The organism is Ornithinimicrobium pekingense DSM 21552 (genome assembly GCF_000421185.1).
Taxonomy (GTDB): domain Bacteria; phylum Actinomycetota; class Actinomycetes; order Actinomycetales; family Dermatophilaceae; genus Ornithinicoccus; species Ornithinicoccus pekingensis.
In genome coordinates this window covers 147,479-171,007 of the sequence record NZ_ATWJ01000015.1, presented here as the reverse complement: position 1 = coordinate 171,007, position 23,529 = coordinate 147,479, and the positions used below count along the sequence as shown (strand labels likewise).

The following is a 23,529-nucleotide window of genomic DNA, read 5'->3' as shown; positions in this document are numbered from 1 at the left end:
GCACGGCGCCCCCATCTTGTCCACAGGCAGGTCAAGAGAGGCCCACGCGTCAGTAAAATCTGGGTCAAGAATTGCGAAAGGACCTGCGCCGTGCCCGCTCCCCGCTTCCTCACCCTGACGGACGTGGCCGAGACCCTCAACGTCTCGCTGTCGCAGGTGAAGGCGCTCGTGCGCTCCGGCGACCTCCAGGGCGTCAAGCTCGGAGGGCGCGGGGTCTGGCGGGTCGAGAACAGCGAGCTGGAGGCCTACATCCAGCGCATGTACGCCCAGACGCGCGAGACCCTGCGTCAGGGCTCCGGCGACCTCGACTGACAGGGCCGGGGGCACGCGTCAGAGGCGGCGCACGAGGCTGAGGGCGGCGTAGGGGATGCTGACCCGCCCCCGCACCGCCGACGCCCTGCGGGCCGCGTCGTCGGGGTGACGGGCCAGGTCGAGGTGGTCGGCGAGGACCGCGTCGATCGTGCCGGTGACGTGGTCACCCTCGCGGTCGTGCACCCGGACGACCGCGCGGTCCCGGCTGATGGCCCGCAGGGCCGGTCGCAGACCGAGCCGTCGGCCGTCGACGCCGTGGTCACCCACCCGCCGCGGCAGCCCCTCGACCGCGGTGACCGCGGCCAGGGGGGTGAGGATCTCCCGCCCGCGAGCCTCCAGGGTGCCGCCGTGGTCGAGCAGGAGCCAGTCGGCACCGACGTCGCGCAGGGTGGCCTCGAGCCAGCCCACGCCGCGCACGCGCAGACGCAGCACCGCCCCCTCCGCGCCGAGGAGGCGGTGGACCAGCTCGATCTGACCGCGCTCGGCGCGGGTGTGCTCGGCCGCCTCGAGGTCGCGGTCGCGACGCTCGAGCTGGGCCTGCTGGGCCTCCAGGTCGACGAACAGGTCCTCCCAGCGCATGGCGCCATGGTGCCAGCACGGGCGTCGGTCATGACCGTGGGCGTCCACAGCACCGTCGGAGACGGAGCGGGGTGCCGGTGTCCACAGCCCGCACGAGACCCTTGCCCTGCGTACGCCTCCTGACGTAGTTTGACGCAAACGCACGCAAACGGACGCATCGACACCGGAGGAACCGATGATGGGGACATCTGCACGGGCGGCGCTGCTGGGGGCAGCCGGGGCTGCGCTGACCGGGGTCGCGGCCGTCTGGCTGCTGCGCACCGCCGCGACCGCGTGGCCGGGCACCGCGACCGTCGGCGTCGAGCTGGGCGTGGGGTTTCTCGCGACCGGGGCGGCGGGCCTGCTCGCGGCCTGGGTGGCCGTGGTGCTGGGCAGCGCCTCGGTCTCGCTGGCACTGTCGGCACGGCCCGCAGGCGCCCGGCCGGACGGGGTCGATGACGGGCGTCGTCCGCGCGGAGGACTGACCGGACGGGTCGCGGCCGTGCTGCTGGTGGTGGCGGGCCTCGGCGCCGGCCCCGCGACAGCCGCGGAGGCACCGCTGCCCGTAGGGGTGACCGCGACGGTGGACCCGACGGTCCTCGCCGCCGCACCCGAGCTGCGGACAGCCGGAGCGGTGCCGGCGACCGTCGAGGACGTCCACGACCCGGGTGCCGGTGAGGTGCCCGTCCCGGGGTGGACCCCCACGACGGCCCGACCCGCACCCGCCCGACAGCCCACGGCGCAGGTGGGCCTGGTGAGCACGGCCGCGGCGCCGACATCGACGGACGAGGTCGTCGTGCACCGCGGCGACACGTTGTGGGACATCGCCGCCCGGCACCTCGGCGAGCACGCCACCGACCAGGACGTCGCCGAGGCGTGGCCGCGCTGGTATGCCGCCAACAGAGACGTCATCGGCGCGGACCCGGACCTGATCCACCCCGGTCAGCGCCTGGTGGTGCCCGCTCCCGGGGGCGCACGGTGAGCGCCGCCGTCTCCCGGACGGACGCACGACGGGCTGCCGCACCACCGGTGCTGCGGGTCCTGCCCGCACCGCGGACGGACCCCGCGCCGGAGGGCCAGGACTGGGACGAGGACGTCGAGCAGCCGCCACCCTCCCGCTACGTGCAGGGCTGCCTGGCGGTCGACTTCCGCGGCGGCGCCGACGACGCCTTCTTCGGGCCGCAGGCCACCTCGACCCCCGACCTGCCCGAGCCGGTGCCGTGGGCCCGGCGCATGATCCAGGCGATGCTGGAGGCCTACGAGGGGGTGCGCTCCCCCGACCAGCTCTCGCGCTGGGTCGTGCCGGAGATCCGGGAGCGGGCGCACCGCCGGGGCCTGCTGGCACGACGCCGCGGCCGCCGCTCCGGACGTCCACCGGTCGTCCGTTCGGTGCACCCCTGCTCCCCCGCCGACGGCGTCTGCGAGATCGCGGCGGTGGTCTGGGTGGACGGCCGCGTGCGTGCGCTCGCCCTGCGGATGAGCGGCGTGGACGGGCGGTGGCTCATCACCGCCTGGGAGCTGGGCTAGCGGCTGCGCTGGGCCCGGCGGCGCTCGGCACGGTTGCCGGAGGCGCCGTCAGAGCCCGCGGAGGCGGACGCCTGGTCCTCCTCCGGCAGGCTGCCGTCGGCGCGGACCCGTCGTGCCTCGGCGGAGCCGTCCTCGCTGGGCGCCACGAACGTCAGCTGCTGCTGCGCGGGCTGCTCGGGCTCCTCGGCACGCTTGACCTCCGCGCGGAACAGGAAGCGCACCGACTCCTCCTTGATCGCCTCCATCACCGCCTGGAAGAGCTGGTATCCCTCGCGCTGGTACTCCACGAGCGGCTCGCGCTGGGCCATCGCGCGCAGGCCGATGCCCTCCTTGAGGTAGTCCATCTCGTAGAGGTGCTCACGCCACTTGCGGTCGAGGACCTGCAGCACGACGCGGCGCTCCACGTCGCGCATGAGCTCAGGACCGACCGCCTCCTCGCGCTCGTCGTAGGCGTGCTGGGCGTCGGAGGTCAGCTCCTGGACCAGCAGCTCGGTCGTCACCGCATTGCGTCCGCCGGCGGCCTCGACGACCTCCTCGACCGTGATCTGGACCGGGTAGAGCTGGCCCAGGTCCTCCCACAGCTGCTCCAGGTCGATGCCGTCGGCCAGTCCCTGGCCGCCCGCGACCGTGACGTAGTCGGTGACCACGTCGTTGACGAAGTGGCGCACCTGCTCCTGCAGGTCCTCGCCCTCGAGCACCCGGCGCCGCTCGGCGTAGATGACCTCGCGCTGGCGGTTGAGGACGTCGTCGTACTTCAGCACGTTCTTGCGTGTCTCGAAGTGCTGCGCCTCGACCTGCGACTGGGCGCTGGCGATGGAGCGGGAGACCATCTTGGACTCGATCGGCACGTCGTCGGACAGACCGGTGGTGGCCATCACCCGGTCGACCATGGCCGCGTTGAACATGCGCATGAGGTCGTCCTGCAGCGAGAGGTAGAAACGGCTCTCGCCCGGGTCTCCCTGGCGCCCGGCACGACCACGCAGCTGGTTGTCGATGCGCCGGGACTCGTGCCGCTCGGTGCCCAGGACGTAGAGCCCGCCCAGAGCGGTGACCTCGTCGTGCTCGCTGGCGACGGACGACTCGGCCTGCGCCAGGGCCCGGTCCCAGGCGGCCTCGTACTCCTCCGGGGTGTCGTGCGGGTCCAGGCCCTGCGCCTTGAGCGCGGCGACGGCGCGGAACTCGGGGTTGCCCCCGAGCATGATGTCGGTGCCTCGGCCGGCCATGTTGGTGGCGACCGTCACGGCGCCACGGCGGCCCGCCTCGGCGACGATGGCCGCCTCCCGCTCGTGGTGCTTGGCGTTGAGCACCTCGTGCTTGACCCCGCGGCGGCGCAGCTGCTCGGAGAGGTACTCCGACTTGGCCACGGACGTGGTGCCCACGAGGACGGGCTGACCCATGCGGTGGCGGCCCGCGATGTCGTCCACGACCGCGGTGAACTTGGCCTCCTCGGTGCGGTAGACGAGGTCGGGCTGGTCCTTGCGGATCATCGGCATGTTGGTCGGGATGGACAGCACGCCCACCTTGTAGATGGAGTGCAGCTCGGCCGCCTCCGTCTGGGCGGTGCCGGTCATGCCCGCGAGCTTGTCGTACATGCGGAAGTAGTTCTGCAGGGTCACCGTTGCCAGGGTCTGGTTCTCGTTCTTGATCTCCACCCCCTCCTTGGCCTCGATCGCCTGGTGCATGCCCTCGTTGTAGCGGCGACCGGGCAGGATGCGGCCGGTGTGCTCGTCGACGATCATCACCTGGCCGTCCATCACGACGTAGTCCTTGTCGCGCTCGAAGAGCTCCTTGGCCTTGATCGCGTTGTTGAGGTAGCCGATGAGCGGGGTGTTGGCGGACTCGTAGAGGTTGTCGATACCGAGGTAGTCCTCGACCTTCTCGATGCCCGCCTCCAGGACCCCGACCGTCTTCTTCTTCTCGTCCACCTCGTAGTCACCCGACGGCTCGACGCCGCGCAGCCGGTCGCCGGCCTGACCCCGCTCGAGGCGGCGCACCAGCTTGGAGAACTCGGTGTACCACTTGGTGGCCTGGTCGGCCGGGCCCGAGATGATCAGCGGCGTCCTCGCCTCGTCGATGAGGATCGAGTCGACCTCGTCGACGATGGCGTAGTGGTGCTCGCGCTGGACCAGGTCCTTCAGCGACCAGGCCATGTTGTCGCGCAGGTAGTCGAAGCCGAACTCGTTGTTGGTGCCGTAGGTGATGTCCATGGCGTACTGCTCGCGACGCTGCGCGGGCGTCATGGACGACAGGATGCAACCGGTCTCCAGGCCGAGAGCGCGGTGGACGCGGCCCATGAGCTCGGACTGGTACTGCGCCAGGTAGTCGTTGGTCGTGATGACGTGGACGCCCTTGCCCGTGAGGGCGTTGAGGTATGACGGCAGCGTCGCCACGAGCGTCTTGCCCTCACCGGTGCGCATCTCGGCGACGTTGCCCTGGTGCAGCGCGGCCCCGCCCATGAGCTGCACGTCGAAGTGGCGCTTGCCGATGGTCCGCTTGGACGCCTCGCGCACGGCGGCGAACGCCTCGGGCAGCAGCTGGTCCAGCGTCTGCCCGTCGGCCAGGCGCTTCTTGAACTTGTCGGTCTCCTCGCGCAGCTCGGCGTCGGTCAGGCCCTCGAAGTCCTCCTCGAGGGCGTTGACCTGCTTGGCGATGGACTCCAGCCGGCGCAGCGCGGACTTCTCGCCGGCGCGCAGGATCTTCTCGAAGAGGTTGGCCACCTGCCTAGGCTAACCGCCCCGACCTGGGAGATCCCAGCGGCGGCACGCAGACAGCACGACGGGGCGTGGCCGCTCCATGCGGTCCACGCCCCGTCGGGACGGTGCTGGGCTCAGGGCTGGGCGGCCCAGTCCTCCAGCGCCTGCTCGACCTCCGTCGAGACCGCGCCGTCGCCGCCGACGACGACGACGGTGCCGGGCTGCAGCCGGTCGAGCTCGTCAAGGAGCCCGCGCGGCAGCTCGTCGGGTCGGGTCAGCAGCACCGGGGCACTCACGGCGCCCGCGTAGGCGGCCACCGTCAGCGCGTCCGGGTAGGTGCGACCGGTCGCCACGAAGACCACGTCGCTGGACGCGACGAACTCGGCAGACACCGCCAGCGCGGTCTGGTAGCGATCGGGACCAGCCACGCGGTCGACGTCCTCGACGCCGGTCGCGGCCCGCACCTCATCCAGCACCGCGTCGGACACCGCGAGCTCGCCGCCCAGGACGACGATCCGCGACGGGGACAGCTCGACCAGGGCGTCCCGGGTGGTCGACGGCAGCCGGTCCGTCTTGGTCAGCAGCACCGGGCTACCCAGCCCACCTGCCACCGCCGAGCCCGCGAGGGCGTCGGCGAAGGACCGGTCGCCACCGCTGGCCAGGAAGACCACGTCGCTGGTGCCGAACAGGTCGGAGAGCAGCGAGGCGGTCTCGTAACGGTTGGCACCCGCCACGCGGGCCACCTCGCCGTACTGCTCCAGGTCCTGCTCGACGGCGGCGCTCACCGCGCCGGGCCCGCCCAGGATCACGATGTTGGCCGGGTCGACGGCCTCGATGAGTCCCCGCGTGGCTGCCGGAAGCCGGTCGGGCTTGGCGAGCACGACCGGGGCGGCGGACCCGTCCGGAGCGGTGGCCATGCCGATGAGGCCCGGCACCAGACCGTTGGCGGCCGGCGAGGCGCCCACGAGGGCGTCTGCCGCGGTCACGCCGGTGGCGACGTAGACCGTGTCGACCTCGCCGAACTGCTCGGCGATGACGGCCGCGGTCTCGTAGCGGTTGTCACCGTTCCAGCGCGTGACGTCGACGCCGGGGGCGGGCTCCTGCGTCAGGTCGAGCCCGACCAGGACCGGGTCGTGGTCGCTGGAGCGGTAGGGACCCGGGGCATAGAGCGCGTCCTGCTCGTCCGGCTTGAACGACATGTCGTAGTCCAGGACGGACGGCTCGTCGGCGTTGATCGCCCACGCGGCCGCGCCGGTCACCCGGTCGTCCAGCGCCGCGTTGGCCATCGCGTAGTCGAGGTAGCCGAGCATGCCGTCGAAGACGTAGCTGTAGGCGTACTCGCCGACGAACTCCAGCAGCAGGTCGGAGTACCCGGCCGCGGTCAGCGCCTCGATCGGGTCCTCCTTGTCGTAGGAGTTCAGGTCACCGATGACCAGGGCGTGCTCGGCCCCGGTGCCGGTGGGGTCAGCCGAGGCCCAGTCCGCGAGGGCCTGCGCGGCCTGGGTGCGGACCCCGTTGCAGTTGCCCTGCCCGTCCGGGTCCTCCGGGTCGCCGACCGCGTCGCATCCCGAGCCCTTGGACTTGAGGTGGTTGACCACCACGGTCACCTGCCCGCCCACCACGGTGTCCTCGAAGGTCTGGGCCAGCGCGGGGCGGTTGTACTCGTCGAGGTAGCGCGCGTCGACGCTGGAGTCCAGCAGCGCCTCCTCTCCGACGGGGGTCACCCGGGCCGGCTGGTAGATGAAGGCCTGGGCGATCGCGTCGGTGCCGATGACGCCGGTGGACACGAAGGCCCACTTCCCGGCGTCGTCCGCGTCGGCGTTGAGCGCGTCGACGAGGTTGCCCACCGCGACGTCACCGTTGTTCTCGATCTCCATCAGCCCGACGACGTCGGTGTCCATCTCGTTGATGGCGGCCACGATCTTGGCCTGCTGACGCGCGAACTCGGTCTCCGTGTCCGCACCGCGGGCCTGGGGGTCCTCGGAGGTGAGAGTCGTGAAGTAGTTGAGGACGTTGAAGGAGGCCACGGTGGTGGTCCCGCCGACCTCCGGCACCGCCGGACGGGGGTTCTGCGGGGTGTAGTCCGCGCCCTCGGTCGGCTGCACCCGCCACAGGTCGAACCGGTAGTCCAGCACGCCGGTCAGGTTGGAGACGACGTCCCCGCCGCGGAAGCTGTTCCCCAGCGAGAAGGGCTCACCGTTCGGGTGCCGCAGCACCGGGGGGTTCTGCGGGCTCAGCCCGTCGTCGAGGGTGATGCGGTGGGTGGCGTTGTGCTCGGCCAGGGCCACCGCCTCCGGGGAGCCGGGCTCGTGGACGGCGGTCGGCTGGTGCTGACGGAGGGTGCCGTCACCCACGCCGAGGACCATCTCGCCGAAGCGGCCGTAGTTGAAGTACTCCAGGATGGCCAGGTCCTGCGGGTAGGTGACGTACATGCTCTCGTAGCGCTCGTGGTCGAGCACCGGCATCGTCAGCTCGACCGGCGCCGGCAGGGCGACGTCGGTGTCGCAGACCTCGACCTGCACGTCGGTCAGCTGGGTCTGGCCGTTGAACTCGTCCACGGTGCCGGACAGCCCGACGAGGTCGCCCACGGCCACGTCGGTGCCGCTGGGGGCGAAGACGAAGATGCCGTCGGAGGTGGCGGGGTTGGCGTCACCGCCGTCCTGGACGAAGTAGCCGTTGAAGCCGCCCGTCTGGAAGTCGCCGACCACCGTGCCGCGCACCAGGGCGGGAGAACCGTCCAGCGGGCTGGCGTCGCCCTCGCCCTGCACCACCCCGATCGGGGTCACGGCGACGTCGCACAGCTCCGGCGCCGGGCCGGGGTCCGGGTCGGGGTCGGTCACGGTGCCGTTGCGCACGCCGAAGGTCGCGGTGACCGGGCCGGTCCAGGCGCCGTCCACCTTCTGCAGCGACAGCCCGGCCGGGTCCGAGCCGGCCTCCACGACCCCGATGTCGGTGCTGGCCATGCCCTCCGCCGGTCCGCCGGCGGCGGTCATCTCCCCCTCGTAGGAGAGGAACTCGACGACCTGCCCTGCACCGTCGACCAGCGCGACACCGTCCGGCGCACCGTTCTGCAGGCCGTTGACGGGGTAGTTGACGACGAGCACCCCGGCCTCCGGGACGACCCCACCCACCGCGGCCGCGCTGCCGTAGGTCAAACCGTCGTTGCCGTTGTAGAGGACGAGCGTCCAGCCGGTGAGGTCGGTGCCGGCCGGGGCCTGCACCTCGATCGCCTCTCCGACGTCGGTGCTTGCATTGTCGTAGTGGATCTCGCTGATGAAGATCTCGTGCTCGTCGGCGGTGGCCGCTGTCGGGACCAGCAGGCTGGCCAGGAGCGTCGCTGCCCCTGTCACCGCCACGGCCGTCCTTGGCCGGGAGGGATGCATCATTGCGTTTCTTTCTCTCGGGAGACGGTGCGCACGGGCGCACCACTGACCGACCCTAGAAGCCTTCGCGGGCCGGGGACAGGGGCCACAGCGGTCCGCACCGGGAAAACCTGGTCACGTTTTGGCAAAGTCCACCCTGGCCAGGCCGAGCCACCTCGCCATCAGCTCCAGCTGCTCCTGCAGGGCGGGAGCCGCACGACGAATGTCGACCCCCGGCTCCCAGTGCACTGCCCTCGCTACCAGCGCCCCCGCGGCACGGTCGGCCTTGAGGTCCACCCGGCCCACGAGCTCCTCGTCGAGCAGGAAGGGCAGGACGTAGTAGCCGTACTGCCGCTGCGGGGCGGGCACGTAGATCTCCAGCCGGAAGCGCATCCCCCACAGGCCCTCGGTCCGCTCCCGCTGCCACACGAGGGAGTCGAAGGGGCTGAGCAGGGCCGCCCCGGGCACCCGGCGCGGCACCCGCATCCCCGGCACACGCCATACCGGCCGGTCGGTCCACCCGGGGACCCGCACGCGCTCCGCCTCGCCGCGCGCCTCCAGCTCCTCCAGCCCGCGCGCCACCCTCGGCCCGCGGATCCGGAAGTAGTCGGCGAGGCAGCGCTGCGTGCCGAGCCCGTGCGCGCGCAGCGAGATGCCCAGCAGCTCGGTCACCGCCTCCTGGGGGTCCTCGTGCGCCAGCGCCTCGCGGCGGGCCACGACCTCGGCGGGCAGCACCACCTCGGGTGCGGCATACCGGCGCTCGAAGGACGTGGTGCGCCCGGCCGAGGTGATCTCGCCCGACCAGAAGAGCAGCTCCAGGCAGTGCTTGACCGCCGACCAGTTCCACCCCCACTGCTCGTCGCTGCGGCCGGCCCCGTGCGGCAGGTGGGCCTCGACCTCCCGGGAGGTGAGCGGGCCGTGCTCGCGCACCACCGTCCGCACCGCCTCGAGCAGCTCGGGGTGGGTCTGGGCGAAGGAGCGGCTCCACGCCCGCTCCCGCGCCTGCTCCATGCGGAAGGTCAGCAGCGGCCAGGTCGAGGGCGGCACGAGCGAGGCCTCGTGCGCCCAGTACTCCACGAGGCGCCGACCGGTGCGCGCCCTGGGGCCCGCACCGTCGCGGGCGCGGTCGAGCAGGGCGGGGTCGTAGGGGCCGAGCCGGGAGAAGAACGGCAGGTACTGCGAGCGGGTCAGGACGTTGACGCTGTCGATCTGGACGACCTGCACCCGGTCGACCACCCGGGTGACGTGCCGCATGGTGGCGGCGCCCGGTGCGGGACGGGGGTCGGCGAAGCCCTGCGCCGCGAGCGCCAGCCGGCGGGCCTGCGCGAGCGAGAGCGTGGGCGCTCGTGCGGGGACGGTCGGGCTCGGGCTGGGCGTCGCCATGCGCGCCACTGTGCCACGCACCGGTGACAGGGCCCCCTCGACGGGCCGGGAGGACGGGACGGGCCCGTCACCTGCGGGTGACGGGCCCGTCCTCGAGGGGCATGCGGTGCTAGGAGGCCACGGCCTCGGGCGTGGCGGCGCCGAGGTCGTCCTCCTCGCCGGGACCGTCGTGGTCCACGTCGAGCCGGAGGACGCCGTAGGACCAGCCGCGGCGGCGGTAGACGACGCTCGGGCGGTCGGTGTCGACGTCGTGGAAGAGGAAGAAGTCGTGGCCCACCAGCTCCATGCGGGACAGTGCCTGCCCCACGGTCATCGGGCTCGAGGCGTGCGTCTTCTCACGGATCTCGATGGGGCTGTTGCCCTGGGTCTGCAGCTCGGCGTCGAGCGCCTCCTCCGGGGAGGGCGGCCGCGAGCCGTTGTCGGACGGTGCGGCGAGGGGCTCGGTCGGCAGGCCGTAGGTGGCCTCGGCGACCGACGGGAGGCGGTGCTTGCCGGTGTGGCTGATACGGCGCTTGTCGTTCATCCTGCGCAGCCGCTCGGTCAGCTTGCTCATGGCCAGGTCGACGGCGGCGTACTCCTCGTCGGCGGCGGCCTCTGCGCGGACCACGGTACGTCCCACGTAGCACGTGATCTCGCAGCGCTCGGCCTCCTTGGCCTGGCGGGGGTTGGCCTCGTGGGTCAGGACGACCTCGGTGCGGCGCACGCGCGGCGCCAGCTGCGGGATCTTGTCGAGCTTGTCCTCGAGGTGACGGCGGAAGCGCTCCGCCACGTCCTTCTTGCGACCGGTCACGGTGAGTTCCATGAGTCCTCCATACAGGGTTTCAGGTGGTGGGTGCTCGTTGGCGTCGTCATGGCGCCTGGTCCAACCGCATCACCCCCTGGCCATCTGCGAGAGGTGCTCCATGCAGTCACATTAGTCCGCCCTCCTGGGAACCGAAAGTCGGCCCGCCGGGGCCGGTGCCGCGGCCTGCGATGGCCTGCTGCGGCGCGCCGTGGCGGCGACGGTGACGGCCACGACGGGGCCGCTGCGCGCCACCGTCAGCGCCCTCGCGCACTCGCTGAGGGTGGCCCCCGTGGTGACGACGTCGTCGACCAGGACGCACGGCAGACCGGCCACGGCGGGCGTCCCACGAGGACGGACGCGCACCGCGCCCTGCAGGTTGCGCCGACGTTGCGCGGCTCCCAGCCCGGCCTGGTCGGCGACCCGTCGCGACAGCTCCAGGACGTCGACGACCCGCAGCGGCCCGGCGCCGCGGACGGCCGCGGCGGCCAGGCTGCGGACCCGGTGCTCGCCCCGCTGACGGGTGCTGCGGCGCGCCGACGGGGCCGGCACGAGCGCGACGGGCGACCCACGGGCCACGGCGGCCCGGTGGTCCGGGGAGGCGGCCAGCGCCGCCGCCAGGACGTCGCGCAGCACCGGGGCGAGCACCGTGCCCGTGAGGTCGGCACGCCCACCGTCCTTCCACGCCACGACCGCCGCCCGCACGGCACCCTCGTAGGCCGGTCCCGCCCAGGTCGGGGGGAAGCCGGGCGGGCGCGGGGTCGGCGTCCACGTGCGGGGGGCCGTCCCGGCCAGGTCCGCCGCGCACGCCGGGCACCACCGCAGCCCTGCCCGCCCGCACCCGGCGCACGCCGACGGGGCCGCGAGCTCGACGAGGGCGAGCACGTCCTCCCACGGGCGCCACGGCATACCCCTCAGGGTGCGGCACGCCGTCACCGCGGGCCCTCGTCCGTCCACAGGGCCGCCCGGCCCGCAGGGACCGGGTCAGGTGCCCGGGATGATCAGCTCGTCACCGTTGCGGGCACCGAACCATCCCGAGGAGCCCTCGCGGGTGTGGAAGCGCCCGTCCTCGGTGCGCACCACCGGCGTGAACCCCTGGCCGGTGGGCACGGCCAGCACGTCCACGAGCCCCGGCTGCTCACCGAGCTCGTCGAGCCAGCCGCCGAGCGGGACGCTGAACGGCACCGGACGCTGGTCCTGCACCCGGCGGCCCGTGACGACGATCTCCGAGGTGGTCGCCCACCGCGCGGTCCCGACCGCGACGAGGGTCGGTGCCGCCGCCATCGGCTGGGCCAGTGCGGTCGCGCGGCCCTCGGAGTCGCGCACGATGCCGGCGACGAGCAGCCGGTGCCGGCTGTCGTCCGTCCCCTCGGCGACGACGAGAAGGGCACGCGTGCCGTCCGGGGACACCCGGAAGGTCTGGACCCGCTGGTCGTCACCCAGCCACGGCACGTCGACCGGGCGCGCGACGGCCGAGATGTCGGTGCCGTCGACCACCCAGACCCGGGGGCTGCCCTGGCTGCGGGCGACACCCGCGACCCACAGGCTGCCGTGCGGGTCGTAGCTCGGGTCGGTCAGGCCGTCACCGATGCCCTCGTTGACGTTCTCCTCGCCGTCGCGCCAGCGCCACAACCGGGAGCGGTCGGTGGAGACGGCGGCGAGCTCCGCCAGGTCCTCGGTCACCGCCACGCCGGTCCACTCCGTCCCCAGCCGGGGCAGGTCCACGGCCGAGGACGCCGAGGCGGGCAGGTTGCGCAGGTTGTAGAACGTCGGGTCGACCAGGGCGAAGACCTCCCCGATGCGCAGCAGCGCCCGCTCGGCCGTGCGCTGCACCTCGGTGTAGCCCAGCTCGGAGGCGGAGTTGACCGCACCCTCGCCGTCCGGCAGCAGGTTGCGGCCGCCCAGGCGCAGCTCCACGGCGGTGACGCCGCCGAGCCCGAGCAGGGCATGACCGATCTGGGCCCGTAGGTCGAGGATGCGCTCGGGGTCCTCCCCCAGGCCCTGACCCTGCAGGTCGACCGTGGCCACCTGGCTGGTGGGGTCGACGGGGACCGCCCCGACGGCGAGGTGCACGTCGGGCGAGGCCCCGGTGCGGACCGCCCCCTCCAGGTGGCGCGGCACCGGCGCCAGCTGGGCGCGGGTGACGGCGGTGGTCAACCCCTCCCCGCGGGCGAGCCAGCGGACCTCGGGCACGAAGTGGTCCAGGTGCGGGTCCAGGTAGTAGATCCGGGTGTCGCGGAAGGCCCGGCCGAGGTCGGGGACGGTCAGCCACAGGCCGAAGTCCTCGGGGAAGCCGTCGATGCGCCACTGCCCGTCCACCCGTGCCAGGGAGAACGTCTGCACCGTCTCGCCGGTGCGCTCCGTGAGCACCCCGGCCGCGTCGATGTGGCCCGTGACGACCGCGGTGACGCTCACCTCGTCACCCTCCCCGCGGAAGGTGGGGCTGCCCTCGAGCACCAGCACGCTGCGCGTCGGCACCCACTCGCTGGCCAGCGAGGGGGTCAGGAAGGTGCGGGCGACGTCCTCGTCGTCGGCGAACCCGACGTTGGCGCGGATGAAGCCCTCGACGATCTCGGCGGGGCTCGCGCCCGGCTGCGGCTGCTGGAGGAAGTGCTGCACGTCCGGGTTGGGCTGCACGTCGACCGACAGCCCGGGCCGCGGCACCGGGTCGGTCGGCAACGACGCCGCGCACCCGGTGAGCACGAGCACCACCGTGACGAGCAGCGCGACGAGCGCCGGACGGGCCGGACGGGTGGGGCGGGTAGGGCGGGTAGGCCTCTGGGACCTCATGGCTGCTCCTCCCCCTGGGTGGCGAGCGCCAGCACCACGGGCGGCACCTGGTGGTCGTGGTCGGCGCCGTGCTGGCCTGCGGGGTGCCCGACCGGTGGCGGCGGCTCGGCGATGACGTAGGTCGCCTGGCGCGGCAGCACCAGGCGGAAGCAGGTGCCCACCCCCGGGGCGCTGCCCACCTGCAGCCAGCCGCCGTGCACGCGGGCGTCCTCCTGGGCGATGGCCAGCCCCAGGCCGGTGCCGCCCGTGGTGCGGTCGCGCGAGGGGTCGGCCCGCCAGAACCGGTCGAAGACGTGGGCCTGCTGCTGCTCGTCGAGGCCGATGCCGTGGTCGTGGACGCTGACGGCCACGACCTGCTCGGTGGCCGAGACCGAGACCACGACGGGCCGCCCCTCGCCGTGCTCGACGGCGTTGGACAGCAGGTTGCGGAGCACCCGGGAGACGCGGCGGCCGTCCATGAGCACGGCCACGGGCTCGGCAGGGGCTCGCACCACCAGCTCGGAACCCAGGCGGTCGGCGAGCGCGCCGACCCCGTCCACCGCCGCGCGCACCAGCGCCACGACGTCCTCGCGGTGCCGCTCGATGGTGGCCGCGCCGGAGTCGTAGCGGCTGATCTCCAGCAGCTCGGTCAGCAGCTCCTCGAAGCGGTCGAGCTCCTGCTGGAGCAGCTCGGCGGAGCGGCCCACCGGCATGGTGAAGTCCTCCCGCGAGGCGTAGAGGATCTCCCCCGCCATCCGGATCGTGGTCAGCGGGGTCCGCAGCTCGTGCGACACGTCGGAGACGAACCGCTGCTGCAGCTGCGACAGCGAGCGCAGCTCGCGGATCTGCAGCTGGATGGAGTCGGCCATGGTGTTGAAGGAGGTGGCCAGCTGGGCCAGCTCGTCGGTGCCCTGCACCGGCAGCCGCTCGTCGAGGTGGCCCAGGGCCAGCTGGTGGGACACCACCGCCGCCTCCTCCACCGGACGGGTCACCATGCGCGTCGCGAGCCAGCCGACCCCGGCGACGAGCAGGGTCAGCGCGATGCCGGCCGCGACGAAGAGCTGGCGGACCAGGTCGAGGGTCTCCTGCTCGCGCAGCAGCGGGTAGACGAGGAACAGGTCGTAGGCACCGGCGCGGACCAGGCTGACACGTGAGCCGACGACGACCGAGGTGACCTGCTCCTCCTGGCCGGCCAGCGACATGGGCACGACCACGACGTGCTGGTTGGTGGGGTCGGCGCGCAGCGCCTCCCGCAGGCCCTCGGGAATGTCGGTCACGTTGGCGCCGAGGGACCGCCCGCTGATGGGTGCGCCCCGCTCGTTGTCCAGCGCCGGCCACAGCACGACGCGCCGACCCTCCTCGGCGCTGCCCCCGGCCATCGACTGCATCTGGTTGTCGGCGGCGAGGGACAGACCGGTGTCGTCGCGCCGGTCGGTGGAGTCGAAGGCCTCCTGGGCGAGGGCGACCTGCTGGGAGGCGTCGCGCTGGGCGTTGTCGACCGCCTGGGCGACCAGGCCCTCGCCGATCTGCTGGTAGAGCACCGTGCCGAGCATCGCGGCGAGCGCCAGACCCACGAGGGTGGTGATGCTGATGACCCGGACGCGCAGCGACCCGTGCCACCACGCGGCCAGGCGGGACCCGGCCGGGTCGGGACGCGGCGGCGCGGGCCGCTCGCTCACCGGCGGGGCGACGACCGGCGCCTCAGGGGTGGCCGGCCTTGTAACCGACACCACGGACGGTCACCACGATCTGGGGGTTCTCGGGGTCCTTCTCGATCTTGGACCGCAGACGCTGGACGTGGACGTTGACCAGGCGGGTGTCGCCGGCGTGCCGGTAGCCCCAGACCTGCTCCAGCAGCGACTCGCGGTCGAACACCTGCGTCGGCTTGCTGGCCAGCGCGACGAGCAGGTCGAACTCCAGCGGCGTCAGCGGGATGCGCTCCCCCGCCCGGGTCACCTCGTGACCGGCCACGTCGATGACGACGTCACCGACCTGCAGCCGGCCGTCGCCCCCGGTGTCGACGCGTCGCAGCCGGGCGCGGATGCGCGCCAGCAGCTCCTGGGGCTTGAAGGGCTTGACCACGTAGTCGTCGGCGCCGGCCTCCAGGCCCGCGACGACGTCCTTGGTGTCGGTCCGGGCGGTGAGCATGACGATCGGCACGCCCGACTCCACCCGCAGCTGCCGGGCGACCTCGATGCCGTCCATCGTCGGGAGCATGACGTCGAGCAGCACCAGGTCGGGGCGCAGCTCGCGGAACATCGCCAGCGCCCGCCCGCCGTCGGCGCAGGTGGCCACGTCATACCCCTCCTTGCGCAGCACGATGCCGAGCATCTCGGCAAGGGCCTGGTCGTCGTCGACCACGAGAACGCTGGCGGTCACTGCTCCTCCTGCACGGGCGGGGTATGGGGTGGTGCCGGGTCAGTAGCGGTAGTGGTCGGGCTTGTAGGGCCCGGCGACGTCCACCCCGAGGTAGGCGGCCTGCTCCTTGGACAGCTCGGTGAGGTCGGCGCCCACGGACCCCAGGTGGATCCGGGCGACCTCCTCGTCGAGCTCCTTGGGCAGGGTGTGGACGCCGAGCGGGTAGTCCTCGGGGCTGCCGAAGAGCTCGACCTGGGCCAGCACCTGGTTGGCGAAGCTGGTCGACATCACGAAGCTGGGGTGGCCGGTGGCGTTGCCGAGGTTGAGCAGCCGGCCCTCGGACAGCACGATGACCGAGCGCTGCGGGCGGTCCGCGCCGTCGACGGTCTCCGCCGGCAGGGTCCACTCGTGCACCTGGGGCTTGATCTCGGTGCGCTGCACGCCGGGGACGCGGGCCAGGCCGGCCATGTCGATCTCGTTGTCGAAGTGGCCGATGTTGCCCACGATCGCCTTGTCCTTGAGGCGGCGCATGTGCTCGGCCGTGACGACGTCCTTGCAGCCGGTCGCGGTGACGACGAAGTCGGCCTGGCCGATGACGTCGTCGAGCCGGGCCACCTGGTAGCCCTCCATCGCGGCCTGCAGGGCGCAGATCGGGTCGATCTCGGTGACGATGACGCGCGCGCCCTGGCCGCGCAGCGCCTCGGCGCAGCCCTTGCCGACGTCGCCGAAGCCGCAGACGACCGCGACCTTGCCGCCGATGAGCACGTCGGTGGCCCGGTTGATGCCGTCGACGAGGCTGTGCCGGACGCCGTAGACGTTGTCGAACTTGGACTTGGTGACCGAGTCGTTGACGTTGATCGCGGGGACGAGCAGCTGGCCGGCCTCGTGCAGCTGGTAGAGCCGGTGCACGCCGGTCGTCGTCTCCTCGGTCACGCCCCGCAGGCCCGCGGCCACGTCGGTCCACCGGGTGGGGTGGTCGGCGAGGCCGGCGCGGACCGTCTCCAGGATCACCTTCCACTCCTCGGGGTCCTCCGGCTGCGCACCCGGGACCGCGCCGAGCTGCTCCCACTCCCGGCCCTTGTGCACCAGCAGCGTCGCGTCACCGCCGTCGTCGAGGATCATGTTGGGGCCCTGACCGTCGGGCCAGAGCATGATCTGGGTGGTGCACCACCAGTACTCCTCCAGCGTCTCGCCCTTCCAGGCGAAGACCGGGACGCCCCGGGGGTCCTGCGGGCTGCCGTGCGGGCCGACGACGACCGCGGCCGCCGCCTCGTCCTGGGTGGAGAAGATGTTGCAGGAGGCCCAGCGCACCTGCGCGCCGAGCGCCACGAGGGTCTCGATGAGCACGGCCGTCTGCACGGTCATGTGGAGCGAGCCGGCGATGCGGGCGCCGGCCAGCGGCTGCTGGTCGCCGAACCGCTCGCGCAGCGTCATCAGCCCCGGCATCTCGTGCTCGGCCAGCCGGATCTGGTGCCGGCCCTGCTCGGCGAGGGAGAGGTCGCGGACCTTGTGGGGCAGCGCGGTGTCGCTCGCCGACAGCGTGTGCGGGGTGCTCGTGCTTGCTGCTACGGACATGCTGCTCATGCTACGTGTCCGTGCTGGTCGGTCCCGCCAGGCGCCGCTACGGCGTGACGTGCTCGCCCTCCGGGTCGTAGTCGGCGGTGGCGTCCTGGTAGGGCGCCACCTCCAGGCCCAGGAGGGCGTTCTCGAGCACCTCCGACAGCGCCGGGTGGATCCAGTACTGCCCGCGCGCGAGCTGCGAGGCGGTCAGCGGACCGGTCGGACCGCCCAGGCTCAGCGCCTGGATGACCGGCTGGATCAGGCTCGAGGAGTGCGGGCCGATGGCGTGCGCGCCCAGCACGTGCCCGGTGCGCCGGTCGCCGACGACCTTGAACAGGCCGGTGGTGTCCTCCATCGCCCAGCCGTAGGCGACGTCGCCGTAGCGCTGGGTCTTGGTCGTCACGTCATAGCCCTGCTCACGGGCCTGCTCCTCGGTGAGGCCGACCGTGGCCACCTGCGGCTCGCTGAAGACGGCCGCGGGGACGTAGCGGTGGTCGAAGGAGAGGAGGGACTCGGGGTGGACCAGGTTGTGCGCGACGACCCGTGCCTCGTGGTTGGCCACGTGCTTGAGCTGGTGGGGCGAGCTGACGTCGCCGAGGGACCATACGCCGGGGGCGCTGGTGCGCCCGTGCTCGTCGACCTCGACACGGCCGTCCTCGCGTACCCGCACCCCGGCCGCCTCCAGGCCGAGGTCGTCGCTGTTGGGGCGCCGGCCGGTGGCGACCAGGAGCAGCTCGCCGCTGACGACGGTGCCGTCGGCCAGGTCCAGCTCGACGCCGTCACCGGCGCGCCGCGCAGCCGTGGGCTGGGCGTTCGTGTGCACGTGCCACCGCTCGTGCGCCAGGTCGGTGAACGCCTGGGACAGCTCGGTGTCCAGGACCCGCAGCAGGCGCTCGGTGCGGGTGATGACCGTGACGTGCACGCCGAGCGCGGAGAAGACGTGCGCGAACTCCGCCGCGATCACGCCGCCGCCGACGATCACCATGGTGGCGGGCAGCTCCTCGATGCGCATGACCGTGTCAGAGGTGTGGAAGGGCACGCCCGAGCCGAGGATGACGTCGGGCACGCGCGGGCGGGACCCCGTGGCGATGACGACCTGGTCGCCGGTGATCCGCTGGGTCGTGCCGACCTCGTGGCGGCCGCCGGGCAGGGTGATCTCGACCTCGAGCTCGCGGTCGCCGACGAAGCGGGCGTGACCGAGGTAGGCCTCCGTGTGGTCGGCGTCGCGACGGTAGTCGCGTCCCCCCTCGCTGATGGGGTCGATGCGGCCGAAGATGCGGTCGCGGATGTCGGGCCACCGGACGCCGTCGAGGGTCGCGTCGATGCCGAACCGCGCGGCGTCGCGGACCGTCCCGGCCACCTCTGCGGCATACACGAACATCTTGGTGGGGATGCAGCCCACGTTGAGGCAGGTCCCGCCGAAGGCGTCGGCGCTGCCGCTGCCCCGGTCGACGACGGCCACGCGCCTGGACTCGAAGTCCGGCGTCACGAGCGAGTTGCCCGAGCCGCTGCCGATGATCACGAGGTCGTAGTGGGTGCTGTCCGTCACCCTGCCAGGGTAGATGGCGCTACCACGCGGCCCGCGTGGGTGTCGTCCCGTCCCTCGAGCCGTGTGGCATCGCCATCTCGGCGTGCACGCCGAGCAGCCGCACGGGGCGGTCGGGCTCGATGCGCCCGGCCAGGGCCAGGGCGGCGTCGGTGACCGGCGCCCGGTCGTGCGTCGGAGGGATCTTGCGCCCGTAGCTGCGGGTGAGGAAGGGGGCGTAGCGGACCTTGAGCGTGACCCGCACGACCGGGCGCCCCTCCGCGGCGACGTCGTCGAGCACGGTGGCGGCCAGGTCGCGGACCTCCTGCCGGATCCGCGCCGGGTCGGTGAGGTCCTGCTGGTAGGTCCGCTCCCGGCTGTGCCCGCGGGCGACCCACGGCGTGTCGTCCACCTCACGGGCGCCCTCGCCACGGCCCAGCTGGCGGTACCAGGGACCCATGCGCGGCCCGAACTCCCCCACCAGGACCTCCGGGTCCACGTGCGCCAGCTCGCGGACCGTGCGCACGCCCAGCCCCTCCAGCCGCGCGGAGATGCGCCGGCCCACGCCCCACAGGTCGACGGTGGGCCGGTCGCCCATGACGGCCAGCCAGTTCTCGCGGGTCAGGCGGAAGACGCCGCGCGGCTTGCCGAACCCCGTCGCGATCTTCGCGCGGACCGTGGTGTCGCCGATCCCGACCGAGCAGTGCAGGCGGGTCCGTTCGAGGACGTCGCCCTGGAGGCGGCGGGCGAGCGCCTCGGGGTCGTCGGTCACCGCGCCGACGAACGCCTCGTCCCAGCCGAGCACCTGCACCCGGACGTCCGGCACCGCCCGCAGGGTGCCCATCACCTCCGCGGACGCGGCGTCGTAGGCCGCGTGGTCGACGGGCAGGAACACCGCCTCCGGCGCCTTGCGCGCCGCGACGCGCAGCGGCATACCCGAGCCGACGCCGAGCTCGCGCGCCTCGTAGGACGCGGTGGAGACCACGCCACGCTCGGTCGGGTCGCCGCGGCCGCCCACGACCACCTGACGGCCGGCGAGCTCGGGGCGGCGCAGCACCTCGACGGCGGCGATGAACTGGTCGAGGTCGACGTGCAGCACCCAGGGCTGCTCGACGGCAGCCCCCTGCCCGTGCCTCTCCCCGGCCTGGCTCACCTCAGGCGCTCGAGCTCCTCGCGGACGGCGGCCAGACCGTCCCAGACCTCGGTGAAGCGCGTCGACAGCGGGGCCAGGCCGAGGCGCAGACCGTCGGGCGCCCGGAAGTCGGGGATCACCCCGCGTTCCCACAGCCGCTGGTTGACGGCCTGGAAGTCGGGGTGGCGCAGCGTGATGTGCCCGCCGCGCCGCGCGTGCTCGCGGGGGCTGCCGACGGTGACCCCGGTCCCGGCCGGCCAGTCCTCGACGATGGCCCAGGCCAGGTCGGTCAGCCGCAGCGACTTGGTGCGCACCGCCTCGATGCCGGCCTCCTCGAGCAGCTGCAGCGACAGGCGCAGCGGGACCATGCCGACGACCGGCGGGGTGCCGCTGACCAGCGACCGGACGCCGGGCTCCGGCTCGTAGCCCTGGGCCATGGCGAACGGGTCGCGCCGGCCCATCCAGCCCTGCACCGGCTGGCGCAGCGTCGGCAGGTCGTGCAGCCGGGCGGCGAGGTAGGCGTGCGCCGGCGCCCCGGGACCCCCGCCCAGGTACTTGTAGTCGCAGCCCACCGCGGCGTCCCAGCCCCAGTCGTCCGCGCGGACCGGCACCGACCCCGCGGAGTGGCAGGTGTCCCACAGCACCAGCGCGCCGGCGTCGTGGGCCAGGCGGGTGATCTCCTCGGCGTCGGCGACCCAACCCGAGCGGTAGGCCACGTGCGACAGCAGCACGACCGCCGTGGCCGGACCGACGACCTCCGCCACCTGCTCCGGCGTCACGCCCGCGGCCGTGTCGACCTCGATCCAGCGCAGCGCCATACCGCGCTCGGCGGCCACGCCCTCGGCGACGTAGCGGTCGGAGGGGAAGTTGTCGCGGTCGAGCACGATCTCGGTCCTCGCCGGGTCGAGCGCGCGCTGGTGGTCGGCGAGGGCACGCAGGAGCTTGTAGAGCAGCACCGTCGTGGAGTCGGCGACGACCGTCTGCCCGGGCGCCGCGCCGAGGGCGACCCGGCCGACCAGGTCGCCGACCTCCTCGGGCCACCGCATCCAGCCCTCGTCCCAGCTGCGGATGAGGCGGGTGCCCCAGTCGTGGCGGACGAAGCCTGCCATCGCCTCGGCGACGCCGGCCACCGGGCGCCCGAGGGAGTTGCCGTCGAAGTAGGCCACGACGCCCTCCGCCCGCTCGAAGCGGTCGGGGTAGCCGCCCAGCGGGTCGGCCGCGTCGAGCGCGAGCGCGTCGGCGCGGGTGGGTGCCGCCCCCGACACCGTCACCACGCCTCCGCCTCCGCCTCCGCCTCCGCCGTTGCCGCTGCGCTCACCGCTCACGAGCCGTCTCCTCCGTGGTAGCCGTCCGGTGTGACGTCCTGGATCCGGCTGCGGACGTCGTAGAGCTCGGGGAAGAAGGTCAGGTCCAGCGCCCGGCGCAGGAACGGCACGCCGGAGCTGCCGCCGGTGCCCCGCTTGGAGCCGATGATGCGCTCGACCGTCTTCAGGTGCCGGAAGCGCCATACCTGGAAGTTGTCCTCGACGTCGACGAGGTCCTCGGCGACGTGGTACTCCGCCCAGTGCCGCGCCGGGTCGGCGTAGACGGCGGCGAAGACGTCGACGACGCCCTCGTTCGCCTCGTAGGGACGCGTCAGGTCGCGCTCGAGCACCTGCGCCGGGACGGGGTGGCCGCGCCGGGCGAGCCAGCGCAGCACCTCGTCGTAGAGGCTCGGCTCGTGCAGCAGGCGCTCCAGCTCCGCGTGCACCTGGGGGTCGTGGGCGAAGACGCGGAGCATGTCGGGGTTCTTGTTGCCCAGCGAAAACTCCACGGCCCGGTACTGCCAGGACTGGAAGCCCGACCCGGTGGCCAGGAAGGAGCGGAACAGGGCGTACTCGCTCGGCGTCAGGGTGGCCAGCACCGACCACTGCTCGGTCAGCGTGTGCTGGATGTGCTTGACGCGCGCCAGGCGCTTGAGCGCCGGCTGCGGGTCGTCGCTGCGGAGCAGCTCCCGCGCGGACGTGAGCTCGTGGAGCATGAGCTTGAGCCACAGCTCGGAGGTCTGGTGCTGGATGATGAACAGCAGCTCGTCGTGGCGCGGCGGCACCGCGCGCGGGTGCTGCGCCGAGAGCACCGTGTGCAGGTCGAGGTACTCCCCGTAGGACAGGTTGCGCTCGAAGTCGCGCTCGATCCCACCCTCCAGGTCACGGACGGCTCGGGTATGGCGTGCGACGGGGTCGTCGGCGCGGTCGGGGGCGGCGTTGCTCACGGGGTCGAGTCTGGCAGACGCCTCGTCAGCTGGTCCGGTCGCGCAGGTCGGCCACGTGCGGGCTGACGGAGGGGTCGAGTCCGAGCCCGATGGCCAGGTAGGTCGCGGCGAAGTCGACCATCGCGACGTGGTCGGCGAGGCGCACGACGGGGTCACCGGCTCCGGCGCGGACCTCCATGACCCGCACCCCCGCGTCGCGGGCGGTGGTGAGCACGGCGTCGGTCAGGGTCTCCGCCTCGACCGTCTCCGGCGTGGGCGCCTGCGCCGGGGCGTCGCGGAGCATGAGCAGGCCCAGCTGCGGCGGCGCGGGGCCGTCGAGGTAGGGGTCGGCGAAGAGGTCGCGCCCCGCCGTGCCCCGCGGTCCGCGCGGACGCTCCAGCAGCTCGCCGTCGGGCTCGTCGAAGTGGTGCGGCTCCCAGCCGCTGGTGTCGATGTCGCCGAGGCGGATGCGGCTGTCGTCGTAGGTGCCCGGGCGGCGTCCGCCGATGGCGGTGTAGGGCCCGTCGAAGCAGGCGACGATGCCGCTGGCCGCGTCGGGCAGCTCGCCCCACAGGGCGGGGATGCGCGCGGTGCGGGCCAGCATCGAGGAGGCCCGCGCGGCCGCCACCCCGCCGAGGGGACCGTCCCCCAGAACCACCGGGACGGTCTCGGCCAGCTGGACGGCCAGCAGCTTGGCCGGGTTGACGAACGCCTCGGAGGAGGGCCGCAGCTCCTCGGCGCGCTCGTCGAGCCGGTCGGCGACCGCCAGCAGCGACTCCTCGGGGGCGTCGAGCAGACCGAGCCGGTCGGCACCGACGAGTACCGGGGCCAGGAGGGTCCACAGCGCGGTGCGGGAGCTGGTGCGGTTGCGGCCGATCCCGATGTGGGTGCCGCGGGCGCGCCGGGTCACCTCCGCCAGCGGAGAGTCGTCCAGGCCCACCGTGAGCAGCGAGGCACCGCGCCGGGCGGCCTCCGCCGCCACCGCCAGGGGGCCGGGCGCCCGGCCCGACAGCGACACGGCGACGACGAGGTCGAGGGGCCCGACCCACCCGGGCAGGGGCAGGTTGCGCCGGGCCTGGACCGGCACCGGCGAGCCCGGCTCGGCGAGCAGCTCGAGGACGTCGGCGACGATGGAGCTGCCCCCGATCGCCGCGACCAGCACCGAGCGCGGCCGTTCCTGGTCGGCCAGCCGGTCGATGCCGGCCTCCCGGGACAGGTGCAGGGCCTCGCGGACCTGTGCCCCGGCGGAGGCGAGCGCCCGCAGGGTCGAGCGGGAGTCCTTGCGGCTCAGCTCGTCGGGGTCGTCGAGCAGGGCCTCGTCGATGTAGGGCGCCACGTC

General features: G+C 73.3%; 18 protein-coding genes. 3 read left to right on the top strand and 15 right to left on the bottom strand.

All coding sequences use genetic code 11. The features are described 5' to 3' along the window. The first annotated feature begins 90 nt into the window (after positions 1-90). Positions 91-312 (top strand): helix-turn-helix transcriptional regulator, encoded by a 222-nt coding sequence (locus K330_RS0117730; protein ID WP_022923156.1) that lies wholly within the window; start codon positions 91-93, stop codon positions 310-312. 18 nt (positions 313-330) lie between these two features. Here K330_RS0117730 and K330_RS0117725 read toward each other — a convergent pair whose 3' ends face one another. Continuing rightward, positions 331-891: a hypothetical protein gene (locus K330_RS0117725; protein WP_022923155.1), complete on the bottom strand. Its 561-nt coding sequence runs from the start codon at positions 889-891 to the stop codon at positions 331-333. A gap of 178 nt (positions 892-1,069) precedes the next feature. Between K330_RS0117725 and K330_RS22215 the strand changes: the two genes are divergently transcribed. Both K330_RS22215 and K330_RS0117715 read left to right on the top strand, forming a co-directional pair. Then, positions 1,070-1,852, top strand: coding sequence for a LysM peptidoglycan-binding domain-containing protein (locus K330_RS22215; protein WP_051145669.1), 783 nt, complete (start codon positions 1,070-1,072; stop codon positions 1,850-1,852). Then, on the top strand, positions 1,849-2,397 hold the full coding sequence (locus K330_RS0117715; RefSeq protein WP_156875871.1) for an Rv3235 family protein: 549 nt from the start codon (positions 1,849-1,851) through the stop codon (positions 2,395-2,397). Before K330_RS22215 ends, K330_RS0117715 begins: the two co-directional genes overlap by 4 nt. On the opposite strand, the gene secA is transcribed toward K330_RS0117715, so the two are convergent. The 14 genes from secA to K330_RS0117640 all read right to left on the bottom strand — a co-directional run bounded on the left by secA (position 2,394) and on the right by K330_RS0117640 (position 23,526). Then, positions 2,394-5,114: a preprotein translocase subunit SecA gene (gene secA, locus K330_RS0117710; protein WP_022923152.1), complete on the bottom strand. Its 2,721-nt coding sequence runs from the start codon at positions 5,112-5,114 to the stop codon at positions 2,394-2,396. The genes K330_RS0117715 and secA overlap by 4 nt on opposite strands. 110 nt (positions 5,115-5,224) lie before the next feature. Then, positions 5,225-8,440, bottom strand: coding sequence for an ExeM/NucH family extracellular endonuclease (locus K330_RS23020; RefSeq protein ID WP_169448612.1), 3,216 nt, complete (start codon positions 8,438-8,440; stop codon positions 5,225-5,227). A gap of 147 nt (positions 8,441-8,587) precedes the next feature. Next, positions 8,588-9,835: a winged helix-turn-helix domain-containing protein gene (locus K330_RS0117695; RefSeq protein ID WP_022923150.1), complete on the bottom strand. Its 1,248-nt coding sequence runs from the start codon at positions 9,833-9,835 to the stop codon at positions 8,588-8,590. A 109-nt stretch (positions 9,836-9,944) separates the two neighbouring features. Continuing rightward, positions 9,945-10,637 (bottom strand): ribosome hibernation-promoting factor, HPF/YfiA family, encoded by a 693-nt coding sequence (gene hpf / locus K330_RS22205; protein WP_022923149.1) that lies wholly within the window; start codon positions 10,635-10,637, stop codon positions 9,945-9,947. Positions 10,638-10,748: 111 nt separating this feature from the next. Further along, complete coding sequence (locus K330_RS22200) at positions 10,749-11,525, bottom strand: ComF family protein (protein ID WP_022923148.1); 777 nt, start codon at positions 11,523-11,525, stop codon at positions 10,749-10,751. Positions 11,526-11,600: 75 nt separating this feature from the next. After that, complete coding sequence (locus K330_RS0117680) at positions 11,601-13,406, bottom strand: LpqB family beta-propeller domain-containing protein (RefSeq protein ID WP_022923147.1); 1,806 nt, start codon at positions 13,404-13,406, stop codon at positions 11,601-11,603. Beyond that, the gene (gene mtrB / locus K330_RS22195; RefSeq protein WP_022923146.1) at positions 13,403-15,064 is read right to left on the bottom strand and encodes an MtrAB system histidine kinase MtrB; all 1,662 of its coding nucleotides are present in this window, start codon (positions 15,062-15,064) and stop codon (positions 13,403-13,405) included. Before mtrB ends, K330_RS0117680 begins: the two co-directional genes overlap by 4 nt. A gap of 22 nt (positions 15,065-15,086) precedes the next feature. Beyond that, positions 15,087-15,764 (bottom strand): MtrAB system response regulator MtrA, encoded by a 678-nt coding sequence (mtrA, locus tag K330_RS0117670; RefSeq protein WP_022923145.1) that lies wholly within the window; start codon positions 15,762-15,764, stop codon positions 15,087-15,089. 39 nt (positions 15,765-15,803) lie between these two features. Beyond that, positions 15,804-17,318, bottom strand: a complete 1,515-nt coding sequence (gene ahcY / locus K330_RS0117665; protein WP_202804546.1) for an adenosylhomocysteinase — start codon at positions 17,316-17,318, stop codon at positions 15,804-15,806. Between the two features lie 46 nt (positions 17,319-17,364). After that, on the bottom strand, positions 17,365-18,852 hold the full coding sequence (locus tag K330_RS22190; RefSeq protein WP_022923143.1) for a mycothione reductase: 1,488 nt from the start codon (positions 18,850-18,852) through the stop codon (positions 17,365-17,367). 19 nt (positions 18,853-18,871) lie between these two features. Beyond that, a complete protein-coding gene (locus tag K330_RS0117655; RefSeq protein WP_022923142.1) occupies positions 18,872-19,981 on the bottom strand; it encodes a DNA polymerase IV in 1,110 nt (369 codons plus the stop codon). Then, on the bottom strand, positions 19,978-21,231 hold the full coding sequence (locus K330_RS0117650) for a kynureninase (protein ID WP_029202840.1): 1,254 nt from the start codon (positions 21,229-21,231) through the stop codon (positions 19,978-19,980). Before K330_RS0117650 ends, K330_RS0117655 begins: the two co-directional genes overlap by 4 nt. Positions 21,232-21,281: 50 nt before the next feature. Continuing rightward, positions 21,282-22,211: a tryptophan 2,3-dioxygenase gene (kynA, locus tag K330_RS22185; protein WP_022923140.1), complete on the bottom strand. Its 930-nt coding sequence runs from the start codon at positions 22,209-22,211 to the stop codon at positions 21,282-21,284. 25 nt (positions 22,212-22,236) lie between these two features. Further along, on the bottom strand, positions 22,237-23,526 hold the full coding sequence (locus K330_RS0117640) for an SIS domain-containing protein (RefSeq protein ID WP_022923139.1): 1,290 nt from the start codon (positions 23,524-23,526) through the stop codon (positions 22,237-22,239). Between the last annotated feature and the right edge of the window lie 3 nt (positions 23,527-23,529).